We start from the raw sequence: 13209 nt of genomic DNA on the forward strand, positions 1-13209 counted from the left end.
AATCTAGATTTTCAACCAAAATCATTCCTAGTTAGTCTTTTATTGTTTGTCATAGAATCGAGAGCGACATTTTTTGAAAGATATCATATCCTTTTATTCATTTATGGGCGAACGGATGATTTGAAGGGCGAAAAATGACAGGTACGAGAGCAGTCTAAGAAGTGTGGGCGAGAAAAATCCTGTAAGGGCGCTTTCCTGGAGTTATGGGCGGAAAAATTAGCACCCTGATATGCAAGAACCAAGTTCAGCATAAATAAATTCCTCAATCTCAAAAAGCTGATCCAATGGCCCTCCTAAGCGGGCATTGAATCAGCTTTTCTTCGTTTATACATGAAGACGGGGAATTCCCATCCTTTCACTTTATTACATTGCAGTCAAACCACCGTCTATGACGAACTCAGATCCTGTAGAGTAAGAGGATTCATCAGATGCTAAGTATACAACTAAGTTAGAAACCTCTTCTGGTTTAGCGACGCGTTTGAGCGGGATATGTTTAGAGAAGGCTTCTACAGCTGCTTTTGTATCCTCCTGTACTACCATTGGGGTCGCAATGACACCAGGGTGGACAGAGTTCACACGTATGCCGTAATTGGCGCATTCTACAGCTGCTGCTTTCGTCATACCGCGCACAGCGAATTTCGTATCTGTGTAGCCAATTGCTCCTGCCACTAGGCCATTCATAGATGAGATATTGACGATAGAGCCGCCTCCTGCTTTTTGCATGGCAGGAATAACTGTTTTCATGCCTAGGAAGACAGAAAGCTGGTTAATATCGACGATGCGGCGGTATTCTTCCTCTGTTGTTTGCAGGATGGATTTCGCCATCGTGATACCTGCATTGTTGACTAATACATCGACTCTCCCAAATGCTTTCTCAGCTTCAATGACAACCCTTTCCCAATCTTCAGTACTTGTTACATTTTGACTGACAAATAAAGCGTTTTCTCCTAATTCTGCAGAAAGTGCCTCGCCTTTTTCTTTATTTAAGTCTGTAAGAACGACCTTTGCACCTTCTTCAATGAATTTGCGTGCATGTGAAGCGCCCATGCCTTGAGCAGCACCAGTAATAATTGCAACTTTACCTTCTAATCGAGCCATGAATATATCCCCCTTAATTTTCCTTATATAATTTTGGTAAAATTAATTTACATCTGTAAATTAACAGAAAAAGTGGATGTTTGTCCAATAATAGGATTGATGTCATAATAAATGTGACAAAATAATGATAATTTCTAGTTAATAAGGAGGGAGAATATGGCTGGCAATGAAGATCGCCGAGCAGTGCGGACGAAGAAGAAGCTAAAGAAGGCGTTGTTGACCTTACTTGAAGAAAAGGATTTACTCGATTTGACGATTACGGAGGTCGCCCAGTTTGCCGGATGTAATCGAGTAACCTTTTACTCGCATTATAAGGATTTACAGTCGTTATTATCGGCTATTGTGGATGAGTATTTAGATGGCCTTGTCGCGAACTTTCGAAGAAGCTTTCAAAATCGAAAAAGCATCACAGCGAACGATGTAAGCAGACAGGTGCCAATCTTCGAATATATTTATGAGAATCAATTTGTTTTCTCCTTGATTCTGAAAGGAGAGGTACTGCCAGGTTCCCAGAATCAGTTTTGTGAGAGTCTGGTGAAGGTTTCTGGATCGGAGCTGGAGCTGAAGGATAAAACTGCGGTAGAAATCCCGGTGTTAAATTATTTTTCAACTTATGGCAGTCTTGGCTTCTTTCTTTACTGGGCTATGACTGATTTCAAGGAGCCTCCTGAGGTTATGGCACAGAAATTAGCCTATCTTCAAGGGAAAATGTTCGTAGAAGCCACGGTCCGCGACAAATAAAAGGCACCAGCTTAAACAGCTGTTGCCCATTGTTATTAGCGGTACACCTTCATTGGCAAATAGGTTAAGGATTGCCCAGTGGCAGAGGGGGTTAAATGGCCCTCAAGATCAAATCCAGCTACAGGCTCAATCTGTGAAAATCTGTGGAGGAAGGCTTCTAAGATGACTTTCATTTCCAAACGGGCAAGAGGGGTGTCTAAGCAAAAGTGGGGACCATTCCTGACTGTCAGGTGCTTTCGGTTATTCTTGCGGTGGATATTCAGGATGAACGGGTCCGCAAACATATCACCGTCCATATTGGAAGCGCTCATCCCTGTAACGACCACATCGCCCTTTATTAAGGGGGCACCGAGCAAGTCATTATCCTGTTTCACGGTTCGGACCCTCCTTGACAGATGGAAACGATAGCGAAGCATTTCTTCAACAGCTTTTGCAGATAACGCCGGATCCTGGTGCAATTCCTCATATAGAGTTCCTATATTCCCCATGAAAAGGATGAAAGACTGTACTGGATTGATACATTAGCGGAACGCATCCGTGCAGGAGAACTGTAGTTTGGAGCTGAATGGTCAGTCCCTTTTTTGTTTGAGAGGCATTATGACTTACAACTAATGGTGATACATATATAATAATCACAGAATAAAGGAGGCCTGAACGCATGATTTCAATCAATGTCAAGAATACAAGCTTAATATTAGAGGGCGGCACGTTCCGTACCGTTTATACAGCGGGAATCTTGGATGGTTTCCTAGAGAAAGAAATCATGTTTCCATACATATTGGGAATCTCAGCTGGGGCAATCAGTGCCTGTTCCTATGTGTCTGAGCAGAAGAATCGGACAATCCGTTTTATTTCTACGTATCGAAATGACAAACGATATATAGGTATGCGGAATTTCCTTACGGAGAGAAGTCTGTTCGGGCTTACTTTTGCGTATGATACCATTCCCAATCAATTGGATTTCTTTGATTGGGAAACCTATCAAGGATATAAGGGGAGCCTTTTGTTTGGCGTGACGAATGCTTATACAGGAGAAGTAGAATACATTGATGCGAAAACAATGGATAAGGGAGCAACAATTCTCCGGGCAACCTGTGCCATCCCGGTGCTTTTCCCTGAGATTAAATTGAATGATGTTCCTTATTATGACGGTGGTTTAGCTGATCCGATTCCTATCCAAAAGGCCATCGCTGACGGTTATGATAAGCATGTCATTATTCTGACCCGGGAGCAGGGCTATCGGAAGGTGCTCGACGGCCAGACGAAATGGGCTATGAAGCTTTTTCGAAAGAAATATCCGCAAATGGTACGTGCGATGGAGAAGCGAGCGGACAATTATAATCAAACGATGGAGTTGATTGAGAAGCTGGAGAGGGAAGGAAAGGCATTTGTCTACCGTCCGCCCTATGCGCTGAAAAGCTTTGAGAAGAACACGGATGTTATGTGGGAATCACATAAGAAGGGGCTTGAGCATTTCTATGACCGGGAATCAGAATTGCTTGACTTTCTTGGGGATTGCTATGTAGGAAAACAAATCAAACTGTCACAATGACAAAAGAACCCATATATTATGGGTTCTTTTGTTTTAGCTGCTAATAGCTTGAGCTTTTCGGTCTTGGCGTTTGTGTAATTTCTTCATGGCCTGACGGGCAATTGGCTGGGCGATCAGAGCCTCAACCCAAAAAGCGATGCAGAAGTTGCGCGGCCAAATATAGAAGAAGTTCTCGATTGGATACATGGTGATTTCCCGCATCCCTATCCAAGTGCCGATAATGAATAAAAAATGAGGATGACTGCTGACTTAAAGCATCGTCCTTTTTTTATCCTAATGCAAGAGGAAGAGGAGGCGGTTTAATCATATCGACTAGGAAAGCCGCCATTTCTTCGGCGCTTTCCTTTGTTCCTTCCTTTGCCCATTCAAAAAGAACATTATGAATGGAGCCAGTGAAGAAGAAGGCTTGGTATTTATATGCAGAAGATAGTGATAGGCGAGTGAAATCATTGACTGATTCGAGCAATAGAGGGGAAAGATTTGCTTTTGAAAGACAAATCAGAAACTCATTATGCTTCAACCATGTTTGAAAGTACTTCACTAGACATTCATACCTATGTTTATTTGGATCCAAATTCTTTACTGTCTTATGAAATTCTTTATGGATATCTTCGAAGTGCTGAATAATAATATCTTCTTTAGATGAGAAGTTACGGTAATAAGTCACTCGTGAGACTCCGGCCTTTCTGGCGATTTCTGTGATGGTAATATCCTTGTAAGCTTTCTCCCCCATCAGCTGAATCAATGCCGTTGTAATACAATCCCTTGCAAATACATTTGTGGGATTCCTTTCCTCTCTCAAGTTACAAAACCTCCTCACTTGTTACACCTGCGATTAAATTCCCGAAAAACGATTGTGTCTACATATTATTTTAATATAATAAATATCATTGAATGTATCAAGTGATGTATGAATTAACTAGCTGCATTCAGCAGTAATAGGAAAGGGAGTATAAATTCAGATGATTAAAATATTCAAGTATCTGAAGACGAAGGAATGGATGCTCATTCTTGTGAGTGTGCTGTTCATCGTCACGCAGGTATGGCTTGATTTAAAGCTTCCTGATTATATGTCTGACATAACGACATACACCCAAACGCCTGGCAGTGAAATGAGCCAGATTTGGGAAGCCGGAAGCTATATGCTTTTATGTGCTTTAGGAAGCCTGGCTGCTTCTGTGATTGTCGGCTTTTTTGCCGCACGTGTGGCTGCGTCATTCTCCGCACGTTTAAGATCTTTACTCTTTGAGAAGGTTGAATCCTTTTCTATGGAAGAAATTAATCGGTTTTCAACGGCGAGCTTAATTACTCGTTCAACGAATGATATTACGCAAATTCAGATGATTATTGCGATTGGTCTGCAAGTGCTGATTAAGGCGCCGATCTTAGCTGTTTGGGCAATTGTAAAGATTTCCGGCAAGAGCTGGCAGTGGACGAGTGCGACGGGGTTTGCTGTATTGTTCCTGCTTGTGATGATTGCCATCATAGGAAGCTTAACCTTGCCGAAATTCAAACGCATCCAGTCTCTTACTGATAATCTCAATCGTGTGTCAAGGGAGAACTTGACTGGGCTGCGTGTGATTCGTGCCTATAATGCAGAGAATTACCAAGAAGAGAAATTCGAGGGTGCGAATGAAGAACTGACTAAGACAAATCTATTTACAAACCGTATGATGGCGAGCTTTATGCCAACTATGATGTTGATTATGAGCGGCCTAAGTCTTGCTGTCTATTGGATTGGGGCTTACTTAATCAATGAGGCAGGCATGATGGATAAAATAAGCCTATTTAGTGACATGGTCGTGTTCTCTTCTTATGCCATGCAGGTCATTATGGCCTTTATCATGCTGACTGTCGTGTTTATCCTGCTTCCACGGGCAGCTGTTGCAGCAGGACGTGTCAATGAGGTGCTTTCTACACCATTATCCATCCTTGATGGGGAAATGGGGGAGTGTGGATTTGGTCATAAAGGCAAAGTGGAATTTCGCAATGTCAGCTTTAAGTATCCTGATTCCAATGAGTATGTACTGAAAAATATCAGTTTCACCGCCAATCCAGGTGAAACGGTCGCCTTTATCGGTGCAACGGGCTGCGGAAAGAGCAGTCTCATCAATTTAATTCCTCGATTCTATGATGCGACAATAGGTGAAGTGCTCGTTAATGATATGAACGTGAAGGATTATAAAGTGAAGAATTTGCATAATAAGCTTGGTCTTGTACCGCAGCGAAATATTTTGTTCAGCGGCGACGTAACTTCAAATGTAGCCTATGGCAATAATGGAAAAGGGCCGATATCGGAGGCAGAGGTGAAACGGGCGGTTGCGATTGCACAAGGGACGGACTTTGTCGAGAGAATGGACGGGCAATATAAGGCCCACATCGCTCAAGGTGGAAGCAATCTATCTGGCGGCCAAAAACAGCGGATGACAATTGCACGTGCAATCAGCCGCAACCCTGAAATCTATCTATTTGATGATTCCTTCTCGGCACTTGACTATAGGACTGACCGGATGCTGCGTGCTGCACTCAAAGAAGAGACGTCGGGTGCAACGAGCCTGATTGTCGCACAGCGTATTGGTACAATCATGGATGCTGATAAAATTATCGTCCTGGATGAAGGAAAAATGGTCGGCTGCGGCAAGCATGAAGAACTATTGCGTTCTTGCAAGGTTTATCAGGAAATTGCCTATTCTCAACTTTCAAAGGAGGAGCTCGAAAATGCCCAATAAGTTACAGCCTAAAAAACATGCTCGCTCTCTTGAAAAAGGAGAGAAAGCCGGCTTTAAGCAGTCTTGGGGCAAGCTGATTGCCTACTGTAAACCATATATGACAATGATTATTCTTGCCATTACACTGGCATTCATCGGAACAATCTTTACCATTATCGGTCCTGATTACTTAAGTGAATTAACCGACATCATCATGGAAGGCTTGATGACGGAAATTGATTTAGAGGCGATTAAGAAAATCGGGTTCTTCTTGGCTGCCTTATATGTGTTAAGCTCCCTGTTTTCGTATCTTCAAGGGTTCATTATGGCGACAGTTACACAGAAGGTATCAAAAACTCTGCGGACGGCCCTTTCTGAAAAGATCAATAAGCTGCCATTAAGGTATTTTGATTCTAACAGCTATGGAGATGTCTTAAGCCGTATTACGAACGATATCGATACGCTTGGGCAAACGATGAATCAAAGCATCGGGACGCTTGTGTCTGCAGTGACATTATTTATCGGCTCGCTCATCATGATGCTGACGACGAATGTCATAATGGCCTTAACAGCTGTTGCGTCCACCGTTATCGGTTTTATGCTGATGGGATTGATTGTCAAGAATTCGCAGAAACATTTCTCCAATCAGCAGCGTGAGCTTGGAGCCATTAACGGCTATGTGGAAGAAATATATGCAGGACATTCTATTGTTAAGGTATATAACGGAGAAGAAGAGGCGAAGGAAACATTTGAAGCCATCAATAAGCGTCTGTATAACAGTGCTTGGCGTGCCCAATTCCTTTCCGGAATGATGATGCCAATCATGACCTTCATCGGAAACTTCGGTTATGTGGCGGTCTGTGTTGTCGGTGCATCCTTAGCGATGAACGGCAAGATTTCCTTTGGGGTTATCGTTGCTTTCATGGTCTACATCCGTTTGTTCACGCAGCCGCTTGCCCAAATGGCCCAAGCGGTCACGAACCTACAATCAACAGCAGCGGCAAGCAAGCGTGTCTTTGACTTCCTGGATGAAGCAGAGCTTGAAGATGAGAGCCATAAAGAGGCCATTCTGCAAAATGTCAAAGGGGATGTTGAGTTCAAGAATGTCCGCTTCGGCTACAATGAGGATAAGACCATCATTCATAATTTCTCCGTGTCAGTTAAAGCAGGCGAGAAGGTCGCCATTGTTGGACCGACCGGTGCAGGGAAGTCAACTATGGTTAACCTGCTTATGCGCTTCTATGAGGTCAATGCTGGTGAAATTTTGATTGACGGTGTGCCAATCCATACATTAACGAGAGAGAATGTTCATGAGCAATTCTGTATGGTATTGCAGGATACTTGGCTCTTTGAGGGAACGATTCGAGAAAATATCGTTTATAACAAGAACGGTGTAACAGATGAAGAGATTACGACCGCATGTGAGGCGGTTGGCATCCATCACTTCATTCAGTCATTGCCGAATGGATATGATACTGTGCTAAATGACCAAATCAGCCTTTCTGCCGGCCAAAAGCAGCTCTTAACCATTGCGCGTGCCATGGTGGAAAATGCTCCGCTTCTTATCTTGGATGAAGCCACAAGCTCAGTTGATACCCGGACAGAAATCTTGATACAGGAAGCGATGGATAAATTAACGGCCGGCCGTACATCATTTGTGATTGCGCACCGTTTATCCACCATTAAGAACGCCGATATGATTCTTGTCATGAAGGACGGAGACATTATCGAAAGCGGAACACATGATGACCTTCTTGATAAAGAAGGGTTCTACGCAGAATTGTATAACAGCCAGTTCAGTGAAGAGGCTGTCGTGGAAGAAGAATATGCAATCTAAGTTTAAACCAGGAGAATGGTCTCCTGGTTTTTTTGATTGTTCTGGCTGATTGTCTTGTGAATTCTCTTTCAGTTCAGTATGATGGATAAAATTACTGAATTTTCTTATAAAAAATGAACGGAGGGAATGGCATGGTTATACTCGAAAAGCAGAACTATATTTATTCCTTTGATAAAGAACATAAGCCAGCCCTGAAGGTATCGGCCGGTGCGAAAGTAGTTATTGAAACACACGATTGTTTCCTAGGTCAAATTGATTCGGAGGAGACCGCCTATGAGGCAATTGACTGGAATCATATCAATCCAGCCACAGGCCCAATCTATATAGAGGAAGCTAAGGCGGGCGATATCCTGAAGGTGAAGATAGACGATTTGGAGATTGCACCAACAGGCATTATCGCGACAGGCAAGAATCTTGGAGTTATGGGGCATCGGCTCGAGGGGTTCGCAGTTAAGAAGGTCGATATCGTAGACAATACATACGTATTTAATGATCGGCTGAGACTGCCGATCAATCCGATGATTGGCGTCATTGGAGTGGCTCCGGCGCAGGAGGGAGTCTCATGCGGGACACCAGGTGAGCATGGTGGAAATATGGATACCACGTTGATCACCAAAGGAGCTGAGCTTTATTTACCGGTCTTTCACGATGGAGCCCTTTTTGGTTTAGGTGATTTACATGCCGCCATGGGAGATGGAGAAATAGGGGTTTCTGGTATAGAGGTTGCCGGGAGGGTAACGGTTACCTTGGATATCCTGAAAGGAAGGTCTATTCCTCATCCGATTGTCGTAAATGAAGATGGAGCTGCCATTATTGTCTCCAAGCCGACGCTGGATGAAGCGGCAAAAGAGGCTGTAGAATGCTTTGTTGATATCATGCAGCCGCTTACAGGTTTATCAGCAGCTGACTTGTCTATGCTGCCTTAGTGTCAGCGGTCATGTGCAAGTTTCGCAGATTGTTGATCCTTTGATGACGGCTAGATTTTTCATCCCAGCGAGAGTATTCCATTCATATGAAATTAATTTATTCTAATAGAAAATGTAAGCAGGCGTGTTGTAAGAGACAGGCCTGTTTTTATTGTGTTGGATGTGGAAAATGTTCATAAAAATATAATATTTTGATATAAGAAAAAGGTGGTATATATATAGTGAAAGCGTTATCGCTTTTGGAACAAATAGGAGGGATTATGATGGGCAGATTAGATGGAAAAGTTGCTGTCATTACTGGAGGAGCAAGGGGTATGGGGGCCTCTCATGTTCGTAGATTTGTGAAAGAAGGTGCAAAGGTTGTCATCACAGATCTGAATGAGGAAGGCGGCATGGCTCTTGCAAATGAATTAGGGGAAAATGCGTTATTTGTTAAGCAAGATGTGACGAAAGCAGCTGATTGGGAACATGTCGTTAAAGAAGCAGAAGAAGCATTCGGTCCTGTGAATGTACTCGTTAATAATGCAGGCATCAGCATGAATAAGACTATTTTTGAGATTACAGAAGAACAGTACCGCAAAATTGTGGAAATCAATCAAGTGTCCGTCTTCTTGGGAATTAAGCACATTCTTCCGTCTATGCAGAAGACAGGAAATGGTTCTATCGTGAACATTTCCTCCTTGAATGGGCTCGTCGGCGGAGCGATTGGGTACACAGATACGAAGTTTGCGGTTCGTGGTTTAACGAAAGCGGCAGCCCTTCAAGTGGCCGGCCTTGGCATCCGTGTAAACTCCGTCCATCCAGGTGTTATTGAAACACCAATGGTGACCCAAGGGGATGCCGTGGGGGTCATTAAGGAATTTGCTAAACATATCCCGCTGAAACGTGTAGCAAAACCAGAAGAAGTAACGGATTTAGTCACCTATTTAGCATCTGATGAATCCGGCTATTCTACTGGCTCAGAATTCATTGTTGATGGCGGATTATCTGCCATGTAACCATTTGTGATAGGGTCTTTCCGGATAAGTCTTTTATCCAGAGGCCCTTTTTTGTTTGCAAAAAAAAGATGCCATGAAGGCATCTTGAATAATGGCTTATATAATAGCTTCGTTTGTAATTTCCTCAAGAAGGGCGATTACATGCTCTTGGCCCTTTTCAAATTCGTTAACGAGCTGTTTGAGTTGTTTTGCTTTCTTATATTCAACAAGTTTACGTGAATAGTTTCTGATAGTATTAGAGGAGTTCACTGCCTCTTCGGCTTTTAGAATTTCTAAATCAATCATATACTTTAAGCTGTCTTTTGTTAGCTGTTCCATTCTATGCACCTCATATTCTTGAATATGTAAGTATGATAACATCAAATTATGCCGTATACAGTATAACTAACGAACCTGTTAGACTAGGAAAATCCTTTGTGAGTTATCGCATAATTTTTGATTTTCTAATAAGTTTGTCTTATAAGGGAGGAGCGGGAGTATGGGGTATATAGAGGATATAAGGAAGCTGGTTGGACATCGACCACTGATTTTGGTTGGCTGTGTGGTCGTGATTCTGGATGAAAGAGGCCGGCTCCTGCTTCAAGAGCGAGTCTACCCGAAAGGAACTTGGGGATTAGCAGGCGGATTGATGGAGCTTGGTGAACGTGCGGAGGATACCGCTAAGAGAGAGGTTTTGGAGGAAACAGGCCTAGAGGTAGAATCGTTAACGATGATGAATGTCTACTCTGGTCCTGAGCATTTCGCGGTGGCAGAGAACGGAGATGAATTTTATATGGTGACCTGTGCTTACTATACAGACAGCTATAGGGGCGAACTGAAGGTGGATTTGACAGAATCCTGTCAGGTTCGTTTCTTTGATCCTGATCAGCTCCCTGAACGAATGGTGAAAAGTCATCGGATGATTATTGAGGAATATTTGTCTAAACAGGATCTAAGCCGGTAAGATGCATAAGGAGTATTCGCTTTGCAAACCTTATAGATAGGACTATCTATGAGGGAGTACACCATATGAATGATAACATAATTGATTTTCAGATGTGCTTGCTGAAACGCCAGCATCGCAAGCAGTTAGGGATGAATGAATTCGAATACAATGTGCTTATGGGCACGATGAAATGGCTGCTTCACTGTATGCCTCCGTCAGCGAAGCTGCACGCGCGAGAGCTCTCTATTCAATCATCCATCCAAGATTTATATGGAATGGATTCAAAGGCCTTTTATCATGCGGTGGACCATATGTACAGGCATTTTCATCTGCCGGAGCATTCGATGAATCGAGCCAGTCTAATTGAGAATTTCCAAACGGTTGGAGATGTGGCTAAGTATATGGAAATCAGCATTTTGAAGGCTTGAGCAGCATCAATCAAAACGGCTTTTATCAGGCGAGCAGTTTCTGCTTTGCCTTCTTTGTTTTCCACAGGTCATAAAATTATTTTATTTCTTTCGTTGACATGAAACGCGTTTCATACTTTACACTTATTCCAAGCCAATAACCATATTCAGGTGAATAAACATGACAAATATTAAAGATGTGGCAGCAAGGGCCGGAGTATCGGTAACAACAGTCTCTCGAGTATTGAATAATCACCCTTATGTAAGCGCTCAGAAAAGGGAGGCTGTGCTCGCAGCTATTGATGAAATGAATTATTATCCGAATATCAACGCTGTGCACTTAAGTAAAGGGAAAACACAAGCAATGGGCGTGGTTCTCCCTTATACAGACCATCCGTATTTTGGGCTTCTTCTGAAAGGAATCGCCAGTATGGCACTTGAGCATAATTATAAGCTCGTATTATACCAAACAAATTATCAAAAACGGGTTGAGCTGGAAGCTTTACAAATGCTGAAGACGAAGCAGATTGATTCCTTAATCATTTGCTCAAGGGGTTGCGAATGGTCCGTCATTGAAGAGCATATGCAGTACGGTCCAATTGTTGTAGCAGAGAAGCGGGATGACCCGCGGGTATCCTTGACCTATGTGAATCATTATGCTGCTTTTACAGCTGCCTTGGATTATTTATATAAAAAAGGGCACCGGAAAATCGGCTACACCATCAGCCGAACGAACGGAACAAGCAGCCGTGATCGTGAACAGGCTTATAAGGATTTTATCCGTCAGCATGGTTTGGCGTATCGGCCTGACTATATCATTGACCAATGCCTTTATTTCGAGGACGGCAGGCGTGTGATAGAGTGTATTCAGTCCATGCCGGAGCCGCCGACAGCCTTGCTTGCAACTAGTGATCAAGTGGCTGCGGGTGTCATGCTTTGTTGTCACCATGAAAAGATTAAGGTGCCGGACGACTTGGCGATTATCGGCTTTGATAATCAGCCGATTGCGCAGATGATGAATATCACTACAATGGAAATACCGCTTGAGCAAATGGGACAGAATTTGTTTAAACAAGCGCTAAGCGGAAAAATAGACAGCAAGGAAATAACTGTATCCTTGATTGAACGGGGCACAGTTTAACAGAATCGCTGTAGAAAGTAGGAATAAGGATGAAAGAAAAAAGTGTCATATTTTTTGATATTGATGGTACATTATTAGACCATGAAAAGGAATTGCCGCTTTCGACTAAGAAGGCTGTCTTCGCATTGAAGGAGAAGGGACATGAAGTGGCGATTGCGACGGGCCGAGCTCCGTTCATGTTTGAGAGCTTGCGCCGGGAACTCGAAATTGAGACATATGTCAGCTATAACGGACAGTATGTCGTTCTTCAGAATGAAGTAATTTATGCGAATCCATTGAAGATCTCAGCACTTGAACAATTGACGAAAAGTGCGCTTGAGCGGGAGCATCCGATCGTTTATATGGACCATGAGGACATGAAAGCAAATGTTCCGCCAGAGCATAATTATATTACAGAGAGCATCAGCGAGCTTAAGCTTGATGTCTTTCCAACCCATGACCCGCACTACTACCAGGGCAGGGAATTGTATCAATCACTTCTCTTTTGTCCAGAGGGTGAGGAACGATTCTATGAGGAGACCTTTAAGGATTTCGATTTCATTAGATGGCACCCATTCTCTGTAGATATTCTTCCACAAGGAGGCTCCAAAGCGAGAGGGATTGAGAAAATAACAGAACGGCTTGGCTTTGCAAAAGAACGTCAATATGCCTTTGGAGACGGACTGAACGATATCGAGATGCTCACACGTATTGAAAATAGCGTAGCCATGGGCAATGCTGTAGAGCGTGTGAAGGCTGTAGCAAAATACATCACAAAGCCGGTTGATGAAGAGGGGATTCTGCACGGTCTTCAGATGGTCGGGCTGCTTTAAGCTAAACAATTGATTCTTTTTGATATCTCTACTATTGTGAGAGTAGATACCAGATAATGCTAGA

At 43.1% G+C, this 13209-nt stretch carries 14 protein-coding genes and 1 pseudogene; 10 read left to right on the forward strand and 5 right to left on the reverse strand.

The genetic code is table 11. The features are described from left to right. Positions 1 to 363 precede the first annotated feature (363 nt). Complete coding sequence (locus tag ACI35L_RS06145; protein WP_049671981.1) at positions 364 to 1098, reverse strand: glucose 1-dehydrogenase; 735 nt, start codon at positions 1096 to 1098, stop codon at positions 364 to 366. Positions 1099 to 1254: 156 nt separating this feature from the next. Here ACI35L_RS06145 and ACI35L_RS06150 point away from each other — a divergent pair, with 156 nt between their 5' ends. Further along, on the forward strand, positions 1255 to 1839 hold the full coding sequence (locus tag ACI35L_RS06150) for a TetR/AcrR family transcriptional regulator (RefSeq protein WP_439802466.1): 585 nt from the start codon (positions 1255 to 1257) through the stop codon (positions 1837 to 1839). A 35-nt stretch (positions 1840 to 1874) separates the two neighbouring features. On the opposite strand, the pseudogene ACI35L_RS06155 reads toward ACI35L_RS06150, so the two are convergent. After that, a pseudogene (locus ACI35L_RS06155) lies at positions 1875 to 2339 on the reverse strand (cytochrome P450); the annotation flags it as partial. A 158-nt stretch (positions 2340 to 2497) separates the two neighbouring features. Between ACI35L_RS06155 and ACI35L_RS06160 the strand changes: the two are divergent. Further along, positions 2498 to 3391, forward strand: a complete 894-nt coding sequence (locus ACI35L_RS06160; RefSeq protein ID WP_049671979.1) for a patatin-like phospholipase family protein — start codon at positions 2498 to 2500, stop codon at positions 3389 to 3391. Positions 3392 to 3424: 33 nt separating this feature from the next. Here ACI35L_RS06160 and ACI35L_RS06165 read toward each other — a convergent pair whose 3' ends face one another. After that, positions 3425 to 3577, reverse strand: a complete 153-nt coding sequence (locus ACI35L_RS06165) for a hypothetical protein (protein ID WP_197089946.1) — start codon at positions 3575 to 3577, stop codon at positions 3425 to 3427. Positions 3578 to 3659: 82 nt separating this feature from the next. Further along, the gene (locus tag ACI35L_RS06170) at positions 3660 to 4193 is read right to left on the reverse strand and encodes a TetR/AcrR family transcriptional regulator (RefSeq protein WP_049671978.1); all 534 of its coding nucleotides are present in this window, start codon (positions 4191 to 4193) and stop codon (positions 3660 to 3662) included. 160 nt (positions 4194 to 4353) lie between these two features. On the opposite strand from ACI35L_RS06170, the gene ACI35L_RS06175 reads away from it, so the two are divergent. The 4 genes from ACI35L_RS06175 to ACI35L_RS06190 all read left to right on the forward strand — a co-directional run bounded on the left by ACI35L_RS06175 (position 4354) and on the right by ACI35L_RS06190 (position 9860). Next, positions 4354 to 6120 carry an ABC transporter ATP-binding protein gene (locus ACI35L_RS06175; RefSeq protein WP_049671977.1) on the forward strand — a complete coding sequence of 589 codons (1767 nt, stop codon included), beginning with the start codon at positions 4354 to 4356 and terminating at the stop codon, positions 6118 to 6120. Then, the gene (locus ACI35L_RS06180; RefSeq protein WP_439802467.1) at positions 6110 to 7936 is read left to right on the forward strand and encodes an ABC transporter ATP-binding protein; all 1827 of its coding nucleotides are present in this window, start codon (positions 6110 to 6112) and stop codon (positions 7934 to 7936) included. Before ACI35L_RS06175 ends, ACI35L_RS06180 begins: the two co-directional genes overlap by 11 nt. Positions 7937 to 8067: 131 nt before the next feature. After that, the gene (locus ACI35L_RS06185) at positions 8068 to 8862 is read left to right on the forward strand and encodes an acetamidase/formamidase family protein (RefSeq protein ID WP_439802468.1); all 795 of its coding nucleotides are present in this window, start codon (positions 8068 to 8070) and stop codon (positions 8860 to 8862) included. Positions 8863 to 9125: 263 nt separating this feature from the next. Next, a complete protein-coding gene (locus tag ACI35L_RS06190) occupies positions 9126 to 9860 on the forward strand; it encodes a glucose 1-dehydrogenase (protein ID WP_439802482.1) in 735 nt (244 codons plus the stop codon). Positions 9861 to 9956: 96 nt separating this feature from the next. Here ACI35L_RS06190 and ACI35L_RS06195 read toward each other — a convergent pair whose 3' ends face one another. Next, complete coding sequence (locus ACI35L_RS06195) at positions 9957 to 10178, reverse strand: hypothetical protein (protein ID WP_049671974.1); 222 nt, start codon at positions 10176 to 10178, stop codon at positions 9957 to 9959. A gap of 160 nt (positions 10179 to 10338) precedes the next feature. Here ACI35L_RS06195 and ACI35L_RS06200 point away from each other — a divergent pair, with 160 nt between their 5' ends. The 4 genes from ACI35L_RS06200 to ACI35L_RS06215 all read left to right on the forward strand — a co-directional run bounded on the left by ACI35L_RS06200 (position 10339) and on the right by ACI35L_RS06215 (position 13145). Further along, on the forward strand, positions 10339 to 10803 hold the full coding sequence (locus tag ACI35L_RS06200) for an NUDIX hydrolase (protein WP_049671973.1): 465 nt from the start codon (positions 10339 to 10341) through the stop codon (positions 10801 to 10803). Between the two features lie 65 nt (positions 10804 to 10868). Beyond that, on the forward strand, positions 10869 to 11213 hold the full coding sequence (locus tag ACI35L_RS06205; protein ID WP_049671972.1) for a hypothetical protein: 345 nt from the start codon (positions 10869 to 10871) through the stop codon (positions 11211 to 11213). Between the two features lie 160 nt (positions 11214 to 11373). Then, positions 11374 to 12333 (forward strand): LacI family DNA-binding transcriptional regulator, encoded by a 960-nt coding sequence (locus ACI35L_RS06210; RefSeq protein WP_439802469.1) that lies wholly within the window; start codon positions 11374 to 11376, stop codon positions 12331 to 12333. A gap of 29 nt (positions 12334 to 12362) precedes the next feature. Then, positions 12363 to 13145: a Cof-type HAD-IIB family hydrolase gene (locus ACI35L_RS06215; protein WP_439802470.1), complete on the forward strand. Its 783-nt coding sequence runs from the start codon at positions 12363 to 12365 to the stop codon at positions 13143 to 13145. Positions 13146 to 13209: the final 64 nt, after the last annotated feature.

It is taken from the genome of Pradoshia sp. (assembly GCF_051873915.1).
Taxonomy (GTDB): domain Bacteria; phylum Bacillota; class Bacilli; order Bacillales; family Pradoshiaceae; genus Pradoshia.

Bases quoted from the DNA above. Each gene is read 5' to 3' on its own strand.
- ACI35L_RS06145 (WP_049671981.1), bottom strand. From the start codon at position 1,098: ATGGCTCGATTAGAAGGTAAAGTTGCAATTATTACTGGTGCTGCTCAA.
- ACI35L_RS06150 (WP_439802466.1), top strand. From the start codon at position 1,255: ATGGCTGGCAATGAAGATCGCCGAGCAGTGCGGACGAAGAAGAAGCTA.
- ACI35L_RS06160 (WP_049671979.1), top strand. From the start codon at position 2,498: ATGATTTCAATCAATGTCAAGAATACAAGCTTAATATTAGAGGGCGGC.
- ACI35L_RS06165 (WP_197089946.1), bottom strand. From the start codon at position 3,577: ATGTATCCAATCGAGAACTTCTTCTATATTTGGCCGCGCAACTTCTGC.
- ACI35L_RS06175 (WP_049671977.1), top strand. From the start codon at position 4,354: ATGATTAAAATATTCAAGTATCTGAAGACGAAGGAATGGATGCTCATT.
- ACI35L_RS06180 (WP_439802467.1), top strand. From the start codon at position 6,110: ATGCCCAATAAGTTACAGCCTAAAAAACATGCTCGCTCTCTTGAAAAA.
- ACI35L_RS06185 (WP_439802468.1), top strand. From the start codon at position 8,068: ATGGTTATACTCGAAAAGCAGAACTATATTTATTCCTTTGATAAAGAA.
- ACI35L_RS06190 (WP_439802482.1), top strand. From the start codon at position 9,126: ATGGGCAGATTAGATGGAAAAGTTGCTGTCATTACTGGAGGAGCAAGG.
- ACI35L_RS06195 (WP_049671974.1), bottom strand. From the start codon at position 10,178: ATGGAACAGCTAACAAAAGACAGCTTAAAGTATATGATTGATTTAGAA.
- ACI35L_RS06200 (WP_049671973.1), top strand. From the start codon at position 10,339: ATGGGGTATATAGAGGATATAAGGAAGCTGGTTGGACATCGACCACTG.
- ACI35L_RS06205 (WP_049671972.1), top strand. From the start codon at position 10,869: ATGAATGATAACATAATTGATTTTCAGATGTGCTTGCTGAAACGCCAG.
- ACI35L_RS06210 (WP_439802469.1), top strand. From the start codon at position 11,374: ATGACAAATATTAAAGATGTGGCAGCAAGGGCCGGAGTATCGGTAACA.
- ACI35L_RS06215 (WP_439802470.1), top strand. From the start codon at position 12,363: ATGAAAGAAAAAAGTGTCATATTTTTTGATATTGATGGTACATTATTA.